The 15479-nt window shown below is 52.3% G+C and carries 17 protein-coding genes; 11 read left to right on the forward strand and 6 right to left on the reverse strand.

The genetic code is table 11. From position 1 onward, the window contains the following. Window positions 1–264: 264 nt before the first annotated feature. From cofC to FTO70_RS15825, 6 genes are all read right to left on the reverse strand, one after another. Window positions 265–891, reverse strand: coding sequence for a 2-phospho-L-lactate guanylyltransferase (gene cofC, locus FTO70_RS15800; protein ID WP_255336730.1), 627 nt, complete (start codon window positions 889–891; stop codon window positions 265–267). 71 nt (window positions 892–962) lie between these two features. Continuing rightward, window positions 963–2117: a 5-amino-6-(D-ribitylamino)uracil--L-tyrosine 4-hydroxyphenyl transferase CofH gene (gene cofH / locus FTO70_RS15805; RefSeq protein WP_255336731.1), complete on the reverse strand. Its 1155-nt coding sequence runs from the start codon at window positions 2115–2117 to the stop codon at window positions 963–965. Between the two features lie 57 nt (window positions 2118–2174). Continuing rightward, window positions 2175–3305: a 5-amino-6-(D-ribitylamino)uracil--L-tyrosine 4-hydroxyphenyl transferase CofH gene (gene cofH / locus FTO70_RS15810; protein ID WP_255336732.1), complete on the reverse strand. Its 1131-nt coding sequence runs from the start codon at window positions 3303–3305 to the stop codon at window positions 2175–2177. A 5-nt stretch (window positions 3306–3310) separates the two neighbouring features. Beyond that, a complete protein-coding gene (gene cofG / locus FTO70_RS15815) occupies window positions 3311–4333 on the reverse strand; it encodes a 7,8-didemethyl-8-hydroxy-5-deazariboflavin synthase CofG (RefSeq protein ID WP_255336770.1) in 1023 nt (340 codons plus the stop codon). Between the two features lie 93 nt (window positions 4334–4426). Further along, window positions 4427–5704 carry an NAD(P)/FAD-dependent oxidoreductase gene (locus FTO70_RS15820; protein ID WP_255336733.1) on the reverse strand — a complete coding sequence of 426 codons (1278 nt, stop codon included), beginning with the start codon at window positions 5702–5704 and terminating at the stop codon, window positions 4427–4429. After that, window positions 5701–5862, reverse strand: coding sequence for a 4Fe-4S binding protein (locus FTO70_RS15825; RefSeq protein ID WP_255336734.1), 162 nt, complete (start codon window positions 5860–5862; stop codon window positions 5701–5703). The genes FTO70_RS15820 and FTO70_RS15825 overlap by 4 nt, the downstream gene beginning before the upstream one ends. Window positions 5863–7125: 1263 nt before the next feature. Between FTO70_RS15825 and fpoA the strand changes: the two genes are divergently transcribed. The 11 genes from fpoA to fpoM are packed head-to-tail and all read left to right on the forward strand — an operon-like array spanning window position 7126 to window position 15477. After that, the gene (fpoA, locus tag FTO70_RS15830) at window positions 7126–7500 is read left to right on the forward strand and encodes a F420H2 dehydrogenase subunit FpoA (RefSeq protein ID WP_255336735.1); all 375 of its coding nucleotides are present in this window, start codon (window positions 7126–7128) and stop codon (window positions 7498–7500) included. Beyond that, window positions 7488–8042 carry a F(420)H(2) dehydrogenase subunit B gene (gene fpoB / locus FTO70_RS15835; protein ID WP_255336736.1) on the forward strand — a complete coding sequence of 185 codons (555 nt, stop codon included), beginning with the start codon at window positions 7488–7490 and terminating at the stop codon, window positions 8040–8042. The genes fpoA and fpoB overlap by 13 nt, the downstream gene beginning before the upstream one ends. 37 nt (window positions 8043–8079) lie before the next feature. After that, window positions 8080–8556 (forward strand): F420H2 dehydrogenase subunit FpoC, encoded by a 477-nt coding sequence (fpoC, locus tag FTO70_RS15840; RefSeq protein ID WP_255336737.1) that lies wholly within the window; start codon window positions 8080–8082, stop codon window positions 8554–8556. A gap of 10 nt (window positions 8557–8566) precedes the next feature. Beyond that, window positions 8567–9691, forward strand: coding sequence for a F420H2 dehydrogenase subunit FpoD (fpoD, locus tag FTO70_RS15845; protein WP_255336738.1), 1125 nt, complete (start codon window positions 8567–8569; stop codon window positions 9689–9691). A 5-nt stretch (window positions 9692–9696) separates the two neighbouring features. Continuing rightward, entirely contained in the window at window positions 9697–10734 is a 1038-nt protein-coding gene (fpoH, locus tag FTO70_RS15850) for a F420H2 dehydrogenase subunit FpoH (RefSeq protein WP_255336739.1), read from the forward strand. A gap of 6 nt (window positions 10735–10740) precedes the next feature. Further along, window positions 10741–11151: a F420H2 dehydrogenase subunit FpoI gene (gene fpoI, locus FTO70_RS15855; protein WP_255336740.1), complete on the forward strand. Its 411-nt coding sequence runs from the start codon at window positions 10741–10743 to the stop codon at window positions 11149–11151. Then, entirely contained in the window at window positions 11148–11438 is a 291-nt protein-coding gene (locus FTO70_RS15860) for an NADH-quinone oxidoreductase subunit J (RefSeq protein WP_255336741.1), read from the forward strand. Before fpoI ends, FTO70_RS15860 begins: the two co-directional genes overlap by 4 nt. Continuing rightward, window positions 11428–11679 carry a F420H2 dehydrogenase subunit FpoJ gene (fpoJ, locus tag FTO70_RS15865; RefSeq protein WP_255336742.1) on the forward strand — a complete coding sequence of 84 codons (252 nt, stop codon included), beginning with the start codon at window positions 11428–11430 and terminating at the stop codon, window positions 11677–11679. The genes FTO70_RS15860 and fpoJ overlap by 11 nt, the downstream gene beginning before the upstream one ends. Next, window positions 11676–11978 carry a F420H2 dehydrogenase subunit FpoK gene (gene fpoK / locus FTO70_RS15870; protein WP_304364529.1) on the forward strand — a complete coding sequence of 101 codons (303 nt, stop codon included), beginning with the start codon at window positions 11676–11678 and terminating at the stop codon, window positions 11976–11978. Before fpoJ ends, fpoK begins: the two co-directional genes overlap by 4 nt. A 2-nt stretch (window positions 11979–11980) precedes the next feature. Beyond that, window positions 11981–13990: a F420H2 dehydrogenase subunit FpoL gene (gene fpoL, locus FTO70_RS15875; protein WP_255336743.1), complete on the forward strand. Its 2010-nt coding sequence runs from the start codon at window positions 11981–11983 to the stop codon at window positions 13988–13990. After that, a complete protein-coding gene (fpoM, locus tag FTO70_RS15880; RefSeq protein ID WP_255336744.1) occupies window positions 13990–15477 on the forward strand; it encodes a F(420)H(2) dehydrogenase subunit M in 1488 nt (495 codons plus the stop codon). The genes fpoL and fpoM overlap by 1 nt, the downstream gene beginning before the upstream one ends. Window positions 15478–15479: the final 2 nt, after the last annotated feature.

The raw sequence follows: 15479 nt of genomic DNA on the forward strand, positions 1-15479 counted from the left end.
GTGGACAGGCTATCGGTTTTTTGCCGATAATCTTCGACAAACAGGCTTGAAGATGGGTATTGAGTTCTTAGAGCCAATACCTGGATGATTCGAGTACTCGAAGGAAGCCCCTTCCTCGACTCCGAAGGAGGCAGGGAGGGGTAGTTCACTTTCCCTCAAACTTTCCTGCAGAAAAACATGGTTTTGTGTCCTTTCGGAGTGGAAAATTCTGTTCTTTCGGAGCGGAAGATTCTGTTCGTTTGGGGGTCCGGGATGTTTAAGGGCTCAAACCGGAGCCAGCCCGACCCTTCCTCTACTTACTTCGAGTCTGAACTTCCGGTTGATGTAAGCTCTTGAGGCACCTTTTCCATGTATGAGCAGCTCCACCAGGTCTTCGGGTTCATCGATGTCCGTGCCTGCAAGGAACGAATCATAGACCTCGACGCTCTGCCCGGCTTCTTCCGCGATCGAACGGTGGGTCAGGAAACTTGAGCCGTAGTACCGCACACGGTAGCTGGAGGGGTTCTTTATGAAAAGGACGTTTGTCCCTCCTCCTTTTCCCGGGACGATGCATACGTCCTTTCCGGTTGAGCTGATGTCTTTTATGTGGTTTGCGGAGAGGAGGGGCAGGTCGGCCATAGCGATCAGGACAGGTTCTCCTGCTTTTTCGAGGTAGAGGTTGAGGGCTTCGTTCAGGTCTTTTTCATCCAGGATGACCCGGGCTTTCTCCATGTCCTCAAGCCCGTACATCGAGGGGCTCAGGATATCGATATTTTCGATTCCGGCTTCCCGGAGGGAACCTATTACCTGGTTCAGCATGAGCTCAACAAATTCTTCCCTCTCCTCCTGGCTCAGGACCGGGGATAATCGGGATTTTGCACCGGATTTCTTATAGGGGATTACGGCTCTCATCTGAATTCCTGCGGTTTGTGTGCGCTTTTGTACGTAGTCGAAAGTTTTTCTCTTTTTTCCATACGCTGTTTTCATTCCCTGCTGCCTATCCCGGCTTTCTGGTAATTCGGGACCGAACCCTGGCTTTCGAGACAGCGGGGTTCTACCTGCCGGTACAGGGTGTCCCTCTGCACCGGAATCCTTCCTGCGCCTTTTATCATCCATTCGAACTCCGCAGGAGACACGTATTCCCCGTTGCTGCCCCCTGAGGCAGTTGAGATCTGGTCTTCCATCAGGGTGCCGCCCAGGTCGTTGGCCCCGCACTGGAGGGCTACCTGGGCAAGTTTTTTCCCGAGCTTCACCCAGGTTGCCTGGATATTGTTTACATGAGTGTGCAGGATGGTCCGGGCGATTGCATGGAGCTGGAGGTCTTCAAGCCCGGTGCTCTGGAACTTTCCTGATGCGAGCATCTTTTCCCCGACCCTGTTGTTGTAGGGCAAAAAGGACATCGGGATGAGTTCGGAAAACCCGCGGGTCTCCTGCTGGATTTCACGGATGGTGAAGATGTGGTCCAGGCGCTCTTCTAAGGTTTCCACATGCCCGTACATGATGGTCGCATTGGTAGAGATCCCGGCTTTGTGGGCTGCGGTCACGGTGTCGACCCACTGCTGGGTATTTATCTTGCTCGGGCAGATGATTTTCCTTACCCTGTCTGAAAGGATTTCAGCCGAGGTCCCGGTCAGAGAGTCAATCCCGCTCTTTTTCAGTTTCCTGAGGGCTTCTTCTACGGACATGCCGGAAAGCCCAGCTGCGTAGTTCACTTCCATAGGGGACAGGGCGTGGAGGCACATATCAGGATATTCGGCTTTTATGGACTCGACGATCTCCAGGTAGAATTCCATGTCCGCTTCCGGGGTGTACCCTCCCTGGATGCAGATTTCTACGGCTCCGGCTTTTTTTGCGTCTCCCACTTTTTTCAGGATTTCTTCTACGTTAAGGATGTAGCCTTTTTCAGTCCTGTAGGCACAGAACCCGCAGTTTCCGACACACTTGTTTGTGATGTAGATGTTCCTGTTCACCACATAGGTGACCACGTCGCCCACAGCCAGGGCTCGCAGTTCATCGGCCAGCGCGAAAAGCTCAAACGGGTTTCCTTTGAGCAAGAGGAGAGCGTCTTCTTTTGTGCATTTCCCCTGGTGCGCCCTTTCAATGACGTCCTCGGAGATTGTCGGTTTTTTCATGTCCATCCGATCATTCCTGTCCAAAATTCATGTTTTCCCTGAACCGTTCCCGGATGAGCAGGTTTATTGGGATGCTCCGAACCGGGGCACTTTTCCAGGATTTCCGGAAGCCAGCTCATGTATTCCTCTGTAAAGGGTAGTTCTTTCTTTCGGGACCCTGCCGGCTCCGTGGATCATCCATTCCAGCTCTTCCACAGAAATCATTTCCCCGTGGTTTGCCCCGGCTGATTTGGAGATGCTTTCTTCCATCAGGGTGCCGCCGAGGTCGTTGACCCCGCAGTGGAGGGCAAACTGGGCAAGCTTTTTCCCCAGTTTCACCCAGCTTGCCTGGATGTTATCCACATGCCTGTGGAAGAGGATTCGTGAAAGCGCATAAACCTTAAGGTCTTCCAGACCGGGGGTGGCGTATCGGCCTTCTCTTATCATTTTTTCCCCTATCGGGTTGTTGTAGGGCATGAAAGGAAGGGGCACAAACTCGGTAATGCCTCCGGTTTCTTTCTGGATCTCGCGGATAATCAGCATGTGCTCGATCCTTTCTTCGGGGGTTTCAACGTGCCCGTACATCATGGTTGCAGTGGTGGGAATCCCTGCAGCATGGGCCTGCGTAACAACATCGATCCATTCTGCGGTCTTGAGTTTCGAGGGGCAGATGATTTCACGCACACGGTCTGAAAGAATTTCGGCTGCAGTCCCGGGCATGGTGTCAAGCCCGCTCTTCTTGAGCCTGAAAAGGGCTTCTTTTACCGGGATTCCGCTGATGTGGGAGGCGTGGTAGACTTCCATCGGGGAAAAGGAGTGGATATGCATTTCCGGAAATTCGGCTTTTATGGATTCTACAATATCAAGGTAGAAGTCCAGGCCCACTTCGGGGAGCAGCCCTCCCTGGATACAGACTTCCGTAGCTTTTGCCTCTGCGGCCACTCTTACCTTTGCAAGGATCTCTTCCAGGCTCAGGGTGTATCCTTTGTTGTCTCTGAATGCGCAGAACCCGCAGGTTCCCACACAGCGGCTTGTAAAATTGATGTTCCTGTTTACGACGTACGTGACCTCGTCTCCCACGGCAAGGGTGCGGAGCTCGTCTGCAAACCTGAAGAGTTCGAATGGCGGCACCTCCAGGAGCAGGAGGGTGTCTTCTTTAGTGCTTTTTCCCTGGTATGCGCGTTCAATGAGGTCGTCGGGGATTATACTGTCCATTTTTCTTACTCCTCTGAATTCCCGGTTCCGGGCTGTTTCCTGTAACCTTCTCTGTCAGAGAGCCGCTTGATCAGCTCTCCTATCCTTTCCGAGTACCACCCTTCCTGCACATACCGGGGGTAGATCGGCAGTCGTTCCCTGAGGGGGATGTCTCCTAACTTCGCCTGCAGGTCTTTTACGTCTGGCCATTCGGCCTCCGGATTGATCCAGTCAATGGTAAGAGGGGAGATGCCTCCCAGGTCAGTTACCCCTTTTGCGATAAGGGCTTTTGGCTCTATCAGGTTTGGGGCTACCTGCACGGCCACTTCAGGCGGCAGGATTTCCCTGGCAAGGGATACTGCATCCATCATCTCATCCACCGTGGGCTCGGGATGCTTTTCCATGGGCGTCCCGGGTTTGGGGGCAAAGTTCTGGATAATGACTTCCTGGATATGCCCGTACTTCCTGTGCAGGCCTGCGATTGCTTCAAGGGACTCGACCCTGTCCTCCCTGCTTTCTCCTATTCCCACAAGGATGCCCGTGGTATAGGGGATCTGCAGTTTTCCGGCTTCCCGGATCGTCTCAAGCCTGCTTTCGGGAAGCTTTCCCGGGCAGTCTTTATGGGCGTCCAGGGTTGCAGTGCTCTCGAGCATCAGCCCCATGCTGGCGTTTAATGGCTTTAAGGCTTCGAGTTCGGCCCGGGTCATGACCCCGGCATTGGTGTGGGGCAGGATCCCGATTTCGATTGCAGCTTCACTGAGACAGATGAGGTATTCCAGGGTGGAGGAATACCCCAGCTCTCCGAGCCATTTCATGTATTCGGGTAGCTCTTCGGCGTATTCTCCGAAGGTGAAAAGAGCTTCCGTGCACCCGGCCTTCACTCCGTTTTCAAGGATAAGGATTATCTCTTCGGGTTTCATGAGCCGGGCTCCGGGCTGTCCTGGCTCCCGCCGAAAACCGCAGTAGCCGCAGCGGTTCCTGCAGACATTGGTTACGGGGATGAAAACGTTTTTTGAGTAAGTTACAAAAGGTGGTTTTTCCGGTGGAATGGTAAAACACCTGCTTAGTTCTGGTTTTTATCGGAATCAGGGTTTATTCTCATCGGGTTTTGTCGTAATCAGGGTTCATTGTAATCGGGAATTTCAGCCGAGGATTTTCTTCATGGTTGCAGCCACACCAAGGGCTACACCTTCGACTTCGATGCCTCCTTTGCCCTTGGCCCCGTCCCCTACGACGTAAAGCCCCGTGATCGGGGTTTCGTTTCCGGGGTCGGTGCCTGAGGCTGCCCTGTTTACGGGCCAGCCGTCATGGTATGACTGGATGAGCAGGACTTCGTATTTTTTGCCGGGGAAGATCGCTTTCAGGTCTTTTAGCCCGAGTTCTATTTCGGCCTCCAGGTCCTTTACGTTCTCGGGAGCTACGTGCTGGTGGGACATGGTCAGGTGTCTGCCAGGCGGGGCAAGTTTCGGGTCGACCTGGGTGACTTCGTTGATCCCGTTAATCCTTTTTGCATAGGGGGTCAGCAGGACTCCGGAATGCCCGATTAGGGGCTCGGCTGCGGAAAGGCAGATCTTTATTCCGGCTGAGGGCTGGAGGGTCTCAAGCATCTCGAGGTAGCCCGCGTATTTTTCTCCGGACAGGGCTTCTCCACAGAGCCCGGCAGTTGCGGCATGCCCTATATTACTGATGACCTGGTCGGCCTCATGTTCCTCGCCGTTCACGAGGACGCCTGTAACCTTTCCGTTTTCCACCAGGATTTTCGAGACCTCGGTTTTTGTGCGGATTATCCCGCCGTTTGCTGCGATCACCGCTTCCAGGGCGTCGATCACCCCTTTGCACCCTCCCATGGGGACACCGGGGCCGCCGAAACGGTACAGGTTTTCAATAATTTCAAAGACTTCTTCTACCGGGACTTCTTCGCTTCTCAGGCTAAGGGACCAGCCGCAAAAGGAGTCCGCAAGCCTTACCAGCCATTCGTCCTTTACCTGGGTTTTGATCCAGGCCTGCAGAGTACTTCCCGCGGGACGGTTCTTTCTGGTGCTTGCTATCAAAAAAGCGGTTTTCAGGCGGTCTTTGTTGGAAAGAAGTGCAGGAAAATCGTAGAAAGGGATGTCCCTGAATCCGGCGCCGTAATCAGTACTCCCTTTTTTAAGGGGTACGCGCAGGGCTGTCTGACCTGACCGAACGATCTGCACGTCTGCTCCTACTTCTTCAAGGAGCCTGGCCAGAGGGCCTCCGGGCCCGTGGGGGAACATATGGAAAGCTCCGCTGGAAAGCTGGAAACCTTCGTACTCGAGATTTGTGAACCTGCCTCCTGTGATCGGAAGCCTTTCAAAAACTTCAACTGCATACCCTGCTTTCGAGAGCCTGGCAGCACTCAGGAGCCCACCAAGTCCGGCTCCGATAACTATCGCTTTCATACCTGCACCTCTATGGCCCTGACAGGACAGTAGGGGGCACATATCCCGCATTCAATACAGGCATCTGTGGCCCTGGCTTTTCCCAGGACTTCTATTGCACCTTTCTTGCAAAAGGAAGCACACTGGCCGCACCCTACGCAGTTCTCGTTAATCTTCATGCGATTCCACCAGATTCCTATCATGAAAGGAGTTATTATAATGTGTTGGTATGATGTATCAGTCCCATGCATCGGCCCCTTTATGTTTTCAGGGTACAGGTCGGAGGCTTTTTTGTCTTTGTGCAATTCCCTGGCTGCCTTTAACGTGCAGTCAGCAACAATGTGCAGTCCGTAATATGTCTTTTAATTATTCCTTTATGGTTATAATATGCTGCTTTTCCATGCACCGAACATGGAGGCCTTTTAAGTGATTGGTAATATGACGGCCTTTTAAGTGATCGGTAATGTGCTGACCCATTATATACTCAGGAGGTGTCACATTTTTATCCCAAACAATTCCCGATATTTGTCCGGGTTTGTCACCAATTCGGGTATGTGATTAATTCTATTTCGCGTATTGCTGGGGATTGCCGGGATTATAATCCTGAAATGCCAGTATAATACATACAGCTTTTTCCTTCTGCAGGGACAGAGGGGCAGAATATTGAAATCTCCTTTCTTTATGCTGTCCCGAGTGTCCTTTCCCGGATTCCCAGTTCCTCATATTTTTTTCTTTTATACTGCCCCGGAAGTCTGTGAACCTTCGGTTTTGTCATTATTATCTGTAATGTATTCAAAGGTTTTTAAGGGATTTTAAAATAATAATTATCTATATATATTTCTTCTCCATCCTCTTTAAAATCATTGGACCTGAGGTGAATTTTTTTATATGCGCCATGACAATCTTGGGTTAACAACCTATTTATGGTGTATATATATTTTCGCAGGCAGTATAATGCTTCCCCTACATTTTATTTTTACATTTTTGTATTTTAAAAACAGATGTTCAATTATTTCTACTTAATATTTATATAATATTAATTATCTAGCACATAGCTATAAATAACCCCTAATTCATTTGCAGAATTAACTTGGCGGTTTGAAATCTTAATTATTAATTATACTAATTTCATGATAATTTGACCCTGCTGCCGAAGGGTGGGACCTCCCTAACTTCTGGCGATTTATTAAAACAGTTCGGGTTTGGAAGGCAATTTTCAAACCCCGCAAAGCGTGTGCCTGTGTTCGCACAGATTCGGGTCTGTCAGAAAAACGGGTACTCGGAATGCAGGTATTACATAACAGGACCTGTATTCGTCCCGATTGCGGTTCAGGTAAAAACCACAGTCTTTCGGATACAGTTTTTTTGTCCGGGATAATAATTTATTATCCAGGTCATGCAATGCTGCAGTTTCAGATTGCCGCACTTAGACAGGTGATACAATGTCTGGAATAATTGATAGCTACATACCGGTTGCAGTCTTTCTTGTCGTGGCGCTCATCATGCCGCCCATGACAATGTTCATCGTAAAGCAACTGAGTCCGAGGAGCAAGGCAGCAAGCAAATACACAACATATGAATCGGGTTCCGTTCCCACCGGGACTGCAAGGATCCAGTTCAATGTTGAGTATTATCTCTATGCGATTGCTTTCGTCCTCTTTGATATTGAGGTGCTTTTCCTTTACCCCTGGGCCACGGTCTACAAGGGGCACGGGATCACTTCAATCGCAGTAATCGAGATGGTTGTCTTTATCTTCGTACTGCTCTTCGGATACCTCTATCTCTGGAAGAAGGAGGCCCTTACATGGGTGAAGTGAAGGCGAAAAAAACGAATGAATCAAAGGCCAATCAGGAAGAAGAAATCCCCGGGGTGATCACGACCACCACAAGTGCGATCCACAACTTCCTAAAGAAGACCAAGGCTCAGGACCTGATCAACTGGGGGAGAAAAAACTCCCTCTGGTTCATGACCCAGCCCATGGGCTGCTGCGGAGTGGAAATGATCGCAACCGGCTGTGCTCACTACGACACTGACCGTTTCGGGATCATCCCGAGGAACTCCCCGAGGCACGCCGATGTCATGATCATCAGCGGCTATGTGACAAAGAAATACCTGCCAGCCTTAAAGCGGCTCTGGGAACAGATGCCTGCTCCCAAGTGGGTGATCTGCATGGGGGACTGCTCGATTAGCGGCGGCCCGTTTTACGAGTCCTACAGCACGGTGCAGAACATCGATGAACTCTTTCCTATTGATGTGTTCATTCCCGGCTGCCCGCCGAGGCCTGAAGCCCTGATCCAGGGGTTCGTGGAACTGCAGAACAAGATAATAGCCAAAAAAGACCGGGGCACGGAATATTGAGGTTTTTCTGAAATTTCAGAGTATTAGAGGGAAAATCATGGATGCCAGAACAATTATCCAATCATTAACCGGGGCATTTTCAGAGGCAATTTCCGAAGCCGAGGTCGAATCCCCTGTCCGCATAAGGGCATACGTGGACGGCAGCTTTGCAAAAGAGGTCTGCCAGTACCTGAAAGATTCCCTTCAGTTCGACCACCTCTGCTCCGTCTGCGGAGTGGACTACCCCAAAAGAAACGAGCTGGAAGTAGTCTACCACATAGCTTCATACGACCACCCTGTGGTCCTGACGCTGAAAGCAAGGCTGCCAAGGGATTCCCCTGAAATCGAATCTATTGTACCTGTATACTGGAATGCTAACTGGTATGAAAGGGAAACCTACGAACTCTACGGGATCATGTTCAAAAACCATCCGAACCTGAAACCTCTGGTGCTTCCCGAAGAAATGCTGGGCGAATGGCCCCTTCGGAAAGACTACGAGGGTTTCCCGAACAGGACTGCAAGAAACCTGGTGTGAGGGGTGAAAAATGGAAGAAATGCTTGGATCAAATGAGATGATTGTACACCTGGGCCCCCAGCATCCCATGCAGCCCGGACCCTTCAGGCTGAACCTGAGGTTGAAAGGGGAAACTGTGATGGATGCTGAGGTGGAACTGGGTTTCATTCACAAAGGCATAGAAAAGATCCTGGAGAACAAGACATACCTCCAGGGAATTACAATCGTGGACAGGATCTGCTATCTGGTGGCCCTGACAAACGAAGAATGTTTTGTGGGCTGCGTAGAAAAGCTGGCAGGAATCGAGGTTCCCGAAAGGGCTCAGTACATAAGAGTCATTGTAGAAGAGCTCTCCAGGCTCCAGAGCCACCTGCTTGGTATGGGTGAGTATGGGGAATTCATCGGCTTTGTTTCCATGTTCATGTACACGATCAAGGAAAGGGAAGATATCCTGACCCTTATCGACATGGTTACCGGAGCCCGGGTTACACACACTTTCCTCAAGTTCGGAGGAGTGCGCGACGACCTGCCTGAAGGTTTCAAGGAAAAAGCCCTTCCTGTCCTGAACAACCTCAAGAGAGTAATTGACGATTACGAGGAAATGTTCAACACGGACAGAATCTACAGGGAACGTGCTGAGGGTGTTGGCATCCTTACCGCAGACGTTGCAAAGAGCCTTGGGGTTTCGGGGCCTGCGCTCCGGGCAACGGGCGTTCCTTTCGATATAAGGAAGAACGAGCCCTACCTTGTTTATAAGGACCTGGACTTCAAGGTCTGTACCGACACCGCAGGGGACTGCGCTGCAAGGGTGCGGGTCAGGCTTAACGAGATGCGGGAGAGTATCTATATTATAGAACAGTGCCTTGACCGGATCCCTGGCGGCCCGATCTTCCCGGTAAACTCTCCCTATGGCAGGAGGACCCCTGTTATGAGAGTTCCCGCCGGAGAGGTGTTCCACAGGGTCGAAGACCCGAGAGGCGAGATGGGCATGTACATGGTCTCCGACGGCACGGACAAGCCCCACAGGGTAAAAGTCAGAGGCCCCTACTTCCCGACCCTTCAGGCCCTGCCTCCGCTGATTAAGGGCACAACGGTTGCGGACGTGGCAGCAATTTCAGGCAGCATGGACGGCTGCACCAGTGAAGCGGATAGGTGAGTGTGATGATAGAAATCCCTGAATTCATAGTTCCGTTCCTTCCCTGGATCCGCGGGATTGTAGGCCTGTCCCTTATAGGAGCCATCTTCCTGGGCGCAATGGGTGCGGTCTGGATTGAACGTAAACTCTCAGCCGACATCCAGTTCAGGTACGGCCCCATGAGGGTAGGAAAATTCGGGCTCCTGCAGCTGGTAGCCGATGCGATCAAGCTCTTTACGAAAGAAGACCTTAGGCCAAAGAACGCTGACCGTCTCCTTTTCGACAACGCCCCGATCTTCATGATGGGCTCGGTTTTCCTTATGCTTGTTGCAATCCCCGTAGGTGCTGTTTTTATTAACGGGGTCGAGTACCCGTTAGCGGCAACCGAAATGGACATCAGTGTCCTTTATATCGAGGCAGTGTCTGCAATTTCCATCTTCGGGATTTTCATGATTGCCTACGGTTCGAACAACAAGTATTCTCTCCTTGGTGCATTCAGGAACTTTGCCCGGATGGTCGGGTATGAAGTGCCCCTCGGAATCACTGTTGTAAGTGTGGCTGTAATGACCGGGTCCCTTAACATCGTGGAAATCGCACAGGCCCAGGGGCTTGTCTGGAACATTTTCTTGCAGCCGCTCGGATTTATTGTCTTCTTTATTGCCCTTATGGCTGATATGGGAAGGCTTCCTTTCGACCAGAACGAGTCCGAAGAAGAACTGGTCGCAGGGTGGATTACCGAATACACAGGAATGCGTTTCGGGCTCGGGTTCTTTGCCGAGTACATCCACATGATCCTCGGTTCTTTCCTTGTGGCTCTTCTCTTCCTTGGCGGCTGGAACGTGCCGGCATTTGTAGCAAACAACCCGATACTTGGCCTTATTGCCCCCACAGGTTTCCTGCTTGTGAAAACCGTTCTTGTCCTGTGTACTATTATCATGATGAGATGGGCTGTCCCCAGGTTCAGAATCGACCAGGTAGTGGACCTCAGCTGGAAAAAGCTCCTGCCTCTGTCCCTCCTGAACCTTGCCTGGGCAGTGGGCCTCGGGCTCTATCTGGGAGTGTGAGAGAGCATGGTTCTTAAAAATATCAGATATGCGCTTAAAAACATCCCTAAGGAACGCGTAACCAGGCTGTGCCCTGAAGTGGAAAGCCCGCTCTCCGACAGGTTCAGGGGGCTGCAGATCCTCGACAAAAGTAAATGTATAGGCTGTGGGATCTGTGCCAACACCTGCCCTAACAACGCAATCAGGATCGTAAAAGCCCCGATTGCCCCTGGCAGTGGAAAACAGCGCTGGTTCCCGGAAATTGACATAGGTCACTGCCTCTTCTGTGGGCTTTGCATTGACCAGTGCCCGAAAGGTGCACTTTCCAGCGGGAAAGAATACTGCAAGGGCGTCGTCAAGTGGACTCACAAAGACCTGCTCATGACCCCTGAAAAACTTGCCCGGGAAGTTGACCTTGAGGAAGGTGATGAGAGATGACCGGACTTGAATCTATCGGAGCCCTTCTGGAAATGGGGGCATTTGGCCTGCTTGCCGTAGTAACGGTATTCTTCGCAATCTTTGTGGTTATCGCAAAGGACGTTGTGAGGGCCGGACTTGCCCTTATCATGTGCATGTTCGGCGTTGCAGCGCTCTACATCTTATTGAACGCCCAGTTCCTCGGAATTGTCCAGGTGCTGGTCTACATCGGGGCAATCGGAGTTTTGATCCTCTTTGCCGTGATGCTTACCAAGCGCGAACTCGGAGGTGCTTCCAATGCAGATTAACCGGCCAGCAGCCCTTGCAGTGTCCCTGCTCTTCCTGTTCGTCGTGGTGCTGGGGACCTTCGGGACTTCCTGGAATACCGTCTCCGAACTTCCCGCTAACCCGGCTGACCAGAGCAACATAGAAGGCATTGGCATGCTCATCTTCACCCAGTACGTGGTGCCTTTTGAGGTCCTGTCAATCGTCCTGCTTGCGTCCCTGATCGGGGCAATCTATATGGCAAAAGGAGAGGGAGACAAATGATTCCCTTAAGCTTTTACCTCGGCCTTGCAGCCCTGCTTTTCTCCATCGGGCTCTACGGCGTAATGACACATAAAAGCGGTATCAGGCTGATCATGTGCATCGAGCTCATGCTGAACTCCGCAAACCTGAACCTTGTGGCTTTCTCAAGTTACACGGACACCTTAAACGGCCAGGTCTTTGCCCTGTTCTCCATTGCTCTTGCGGCTGCCGAAGCAGCAATCGGGTTTGCTATCTTCATGGCAATCTACAGGATGCATGACAGGATCAACCTTGACGAGCTTAACCTTCTGAGGTGGTAAAAATGGCTCTGGAAGAATTTGCATTTTTGATCCCGGTGCTTCCGGCACTGGCTTTTGTAATCACCTTCTTCTTCGGGAAGAAACTGCCCTCCGGAGGGGCAATCGTTCCGATAGCAGCCATTGCCGCCTCCTTCGTAATCTCTTTCATGATTACCCTGGGGCTCCTGGCAAACCCTGAAGAGGTTGTCAGCCAGTCCGTTTCCTGGTTTGCAGTGCTCAACCTGGGAGTATTAATTGACCCCCTGGCTGCAGTTATGCTGTCCATGGTCACTTTCGTGAGCCTGCTTATCCACATCTACGCAGTCGGGTACATGTCCCACGACCCCGCAAAGTCCAGGTACTTCGCAGAAACCGCACTCTTCACCGCGGCCATGCTGTCCCTTATCCTCTCGGACAACATCCTGCAGCTCTTTGTCTCCTGGGAACTTGTGGGGCTTTGCTCTTACCTGCTGATCGGTTTCTGGTTTGAAAAGCCCTCGGCTGCATCCGCTGCAAAGAAAGCTTTCCTGACCACCAGGATCGGAGACGTGATGTTCCTTACGGGCATCATCGTGCTCACCGCAGACCTCCTGAAACTTGCAGGCGGGTTCACCGAAGGGGTATACCTGCTCCGCTTTGACGAGATTTTCGGGTACATCCCCCAGCTTTCGGCCCTGCAGGCAAACGTTTTCGGCTTTGAAGTGAGCCACCTTACTATTATTACTCTGCTCTTCTTCGGAGGAGCCGTAGGGAAATCCGGGCAGTTCCCCCTGCATGTGTGGCTTCCCGACGCAATGGAAGGCCCGACAACGGTTTCAGCCCTTATACATGCAGCAACAATGGTTACTGCGGGGGTCTACCTGGTCGCAAGGACTTTCCCGATGTTCATCGCAGCCCCCGACTCCCTGATGGTCGTGGCCTACTTCGGAGGCTTTACCGCCCTCTTTGCAGGCACCATGGGCATTGTGATGAACGACCTCAAGCGTGTGCTGGCCTTTTCCACTATCAGCCAGCTCGGGTATATGATGCTCGGCCTTGGGCTGGGAGCAGCTATCGGGCTTGAGGCAGTGGGAGTTTCCCTCTTCCACCTGATCAACCACGCTTTCTTCAAGGCCCTCCTCTTCCTCTGTGCCGGAAGTGTGATCCACGCAGTCGGAACCCAGGACATGAGGGAGCTCGGAGGCGTAGGAAAGGTAATGCCGATCACTGCAGCCACCATGGCCGTTGCAGCCCTTGCCCTTGCGGGTTTCGGGATCCCCGGAACCTCAATCGGGACAAGCGGTTTCTTCTCAAAAGACGCAATCATCGAGAGTGCATTCCTCTTCGGAGAACACACCCACAACTGGGTCCCATACCTGTTCTCCATCGCAGCTGCACTTCTTACCTCGATTTACATCTTCAGGCTGATCTTCATGACCTTTACGGGAAAGCCGCGGAGCAGCTACGGCGGGCACGAGTCTCCTGCAGTGATGACCATTCCGCTCGGCATCCTGGCACTCTTTGCCCTGGTGTTCGGCGGGCTGACCCAGACCGGCTTCATGAACTTCCTTGAAGAAACCTTTACAAACAGCTTTGTTTCCGTGGACATCGGAAGCCTTGCCGAAATCGGCGGGAACGAACTTGTCCATGCTGCAGGGCACGAGCCTCTTTTCATCCTCTGGCTCCCGCTCATTGTTGCTCTTGCAGGTCTCGGAATTGCCTTTGCGCTCTACTACCTGAGGGCAGTGGACCTCGGAGCCCTGGCTTCCATGAAGAACCCGGTCTACAAGCTGCTCTACAAGCGCTACTACCAGCACGAGATCTACACGGAATTCTTCTCAATCGGTGTGGTCTACGGCGTCGTTGCCTTCCTGGCCCAGGTAGTTGACGTGGTCGTTGACAGCATTGTGGAGGCAGTCGGAATTGTCACGGTTGCTGCAAGCGAAGAGCTCCGGAAAATCCAGACCGGGGTTGTCCAGACCTATGCAACCGTCGTGATCGCAGGTGTGAGCCTGTTGATAATACTTGTTAAGTTGATAATGGAGGTGCTGTGATGCTGCCGGTCGCATCGTTGCTGATCCTGGTGCCGCTGATTTTTGCAGCAGTGACCTTTTTTGCAAAAACGAAAGAACAGGCTGCAGGAATGGGCCTTCTCGGGTCTTTGGTGACCCTGGGCCTTGCCCTTTATGCCTACATGAACTTTGACAGCAGCACGGCTGCAATGCAGTTCTTTGAGTCCGTGGAGTGGATCCCCTCCCTCGGGGTCAGCTACACCGTGGGAATTGACGGCATTTCCATGCCCCTCATATTGCTCAATGCAATTGTGATCCCCCTTCTGGTCCTCTACTCCTGGAAAGAGGAGAGAGAAGCCCCTAACAGGTTCTACGGCCTGATCCTTACCATGCAGGCTGCAGTTATCGGGGTCTTCGTAGCCCTGGACTTCTTCATGTTCTACATCTTCTGGGAGCTTACCCTGATCCCGCTCTTCTTCATGGTGAACATCTGGGGCGGGGAAAAGAGGGCCCATGCGTCCTACAAGTTCTTCATCTACACGCATGTCGCATCCCTTGTAATGCTCCTGGGAATCTTCGGGCTCTTCTATGCTGCCTGGCAGCAGACCGGGGTCCCGACCTTCGACATAAGGGAACTGATCGCACAGTTCCAGTTCTTTGAGTCCGGAATGCTCAGGGATGCAATCTTCCTTGCAATCCTCTTTGGGTTCCTGGCAAAGATCCCGACTTTCCCCTTCCACTCCTGGCTTCCGGATGCCTACTCCGAAGCCCCGACCGCAGGCAGTGTGCTCTTTGTCCTGCTCAAGATCGGTGGATACGGGCTCTTCAGGATCATCCTGCCGATGCTTCCTAACACCGGAAGCCCCAACCTGATCATTGCCATGATGGGTCTTCTCGGGTCGGTCAGCATCCTCTACGGAGCTCTCCTGGCACTCAGGCAAAAGGACCTCAAACGCATGATCGCCTACTCCAGTGTGAGCCACATGGGCTATGTGACCCTGGGTTCGGCAGGCCTTGTAGCCCTCTCGGTTTCGGGTGCGATGTTCCAGCAGTTCTCCCACGGGCTTATCATGAGCATCCTGTTCATGTCCGCAGGCGCAATCCATGCCAGTGCAGGTACAAGGATCATCAACGAGCTCGGCGGGCTTGCCCGGAAGATGCCCAAACTGGCAGTTATCATGATGGTCGGCTTTATGGCCTCTCTCGGCCTCCCGGGCCTTACGGGGTTCATTGCCGAGTTCCTGGTGCTGACCTTCAGCTTCGTGAACCTGCCCGGCTTTGTGGTAATCGCCCTGCTTGCAATCGTGATTACTGCGGGATACCACCTCTGGGCAATGCAGCGGGCAATGTTCGGAGTGTACAATGAGAAACTCGGGGACGTGAAGGACATAAATGCGCTTCAGGTCTTCTCCATGGCCGTAATCGCCCTCCTGGTGCTTTACTTCGGCCTGAACCCGAGCCCGGTGCTTGATATGATGATTACTAATTCGGAAGCAATAGTCAGCCTGGCGGCTGCAGCGGGGGTGTGAAG

The sequence above is a fragment of the Methanosarcina sp. KYL-1 genome (assembly GCF_024372725.1).
Lineage (GTDB): Archaea > Halobacteriota > Methanosarcinia > Methanosarcinales > Methanosarcinaceae > Methanosarcina.

What these genes read in the sequence shown, in the direction of transcription:
- fpoB (WP_255336736.1), top strand. Translation starts at nt 7,488, where the DNA reads ATGGGTGAAGTGAAGGCGAAAAAAACGAATGAATCAAAGGCCAATCAG.
- fpoH (WP_255336739.1), top strand. Translation starts at nt 9,697, where the DNA reads ATGATAGAAATCCCTGAATTCATAGTTCCGTTCCTTCCCTGGATCCGC.
- fpoD (WP_255336738.1), top strand. Translation starts at nt 8,567, where the DNA reads ATGGAAGAAATGCTTGGATCAAATGAGATGATTGTACACCTGGGCCCC.
- fpoK (WP_304364529.1), top strand. Translation starts at nt 11,676, where the DNA reads ATGATTCCCTTAAGCTTTTACCTCGGCCTTGCAGCCCTGCTTTTCTCC.
- cofC (WP_255336730.1), bottom strand. Translation starts at nt 891, where the DNA reads ATGAGAGCCGTAATCCCCTATAAGAAATCCGGTGCAAAATCCCGATTA.
- fpoL (WP_255336743.1), top strand. Translation starts at nt 11,981, where the DNA reads ATGGCTCTGGAAGAATTTGCATTTTTGATCCCGGTGCTTCCGGCACTG.
- FTO70_RS15860 (WP_255336741.1), top strand. Translation starts at nt 11,148, where the DNA reads ATGACCGGACTTGAATCTATCGGAGCCCTTCTGGAAATGGGGGCATTT.
- fpoM (WP_255336744.1), top strand. Translation starts at nt 13,990, where the DNA reads ATGCTGCCGGTCGCATCGTTGCTGATCCTGGTGCCGCTGATTTTTGCA.
- fpoA (WP_255336735.1), top strand. Translation starts at nt 7,126, where the DNA reads ATGTCTGGAATAATTGATAGCTACATACCGGTTGCAGTCTTTCTTGTC.
- FTO70_RS15820 (WP_255336733.1), bottom strand. Translation starts at nt 5,704, where the DNA reads ATGAAAGCGATAGTTATCGGAGCCGGACTTGGTGGGCTCCTGAGTGCT.
- cofH (WP_255336732.1), bottom strand. Translation starts at nt 3,305, where the DNA reads ATGGACAGTATAATCCCCGACGACCTCATTGAACGCGCATACCAGGGA.
- FTO70_RS15825 (WP_255336734.1), bottom strand. Translation starts at nt 5,862, where the DNA reads ATGAAGATTAACGAGAACTGCGTAGGGTGCGGCCAGTGTGCTTCCTTT.
- fpoI (WP_255336740.1), top strand. Translation starts at nt 10,741, where the DNA reads ATGGTTCTTAAAAATATCAGATATGCGCTTAAAAACATCCCTAAGGAA.
- fpoJ (WP_255336742.1), top strand. Translation starts at nt 11,428, where the DNA reads ATGCAGATTAACCGGCCAGCAGCCCTTGCAGTGTCCCTGCTCTTCCTG.
- cofH (WP_255336731.1), bottom strand. Translation starts at nt 2,117, where the DNA reads ATGGACATGAAAAAACCGACAATCTCCGAGGACGTCATTGAAAGGGCG.
- fpoC (WP_255336737.1), top strand. Translation starts at nt 8,080, where the DNA reads ATGGATGCCAGAACAATTATCCAATCATTAACCGGGGCATTTTCAGAG.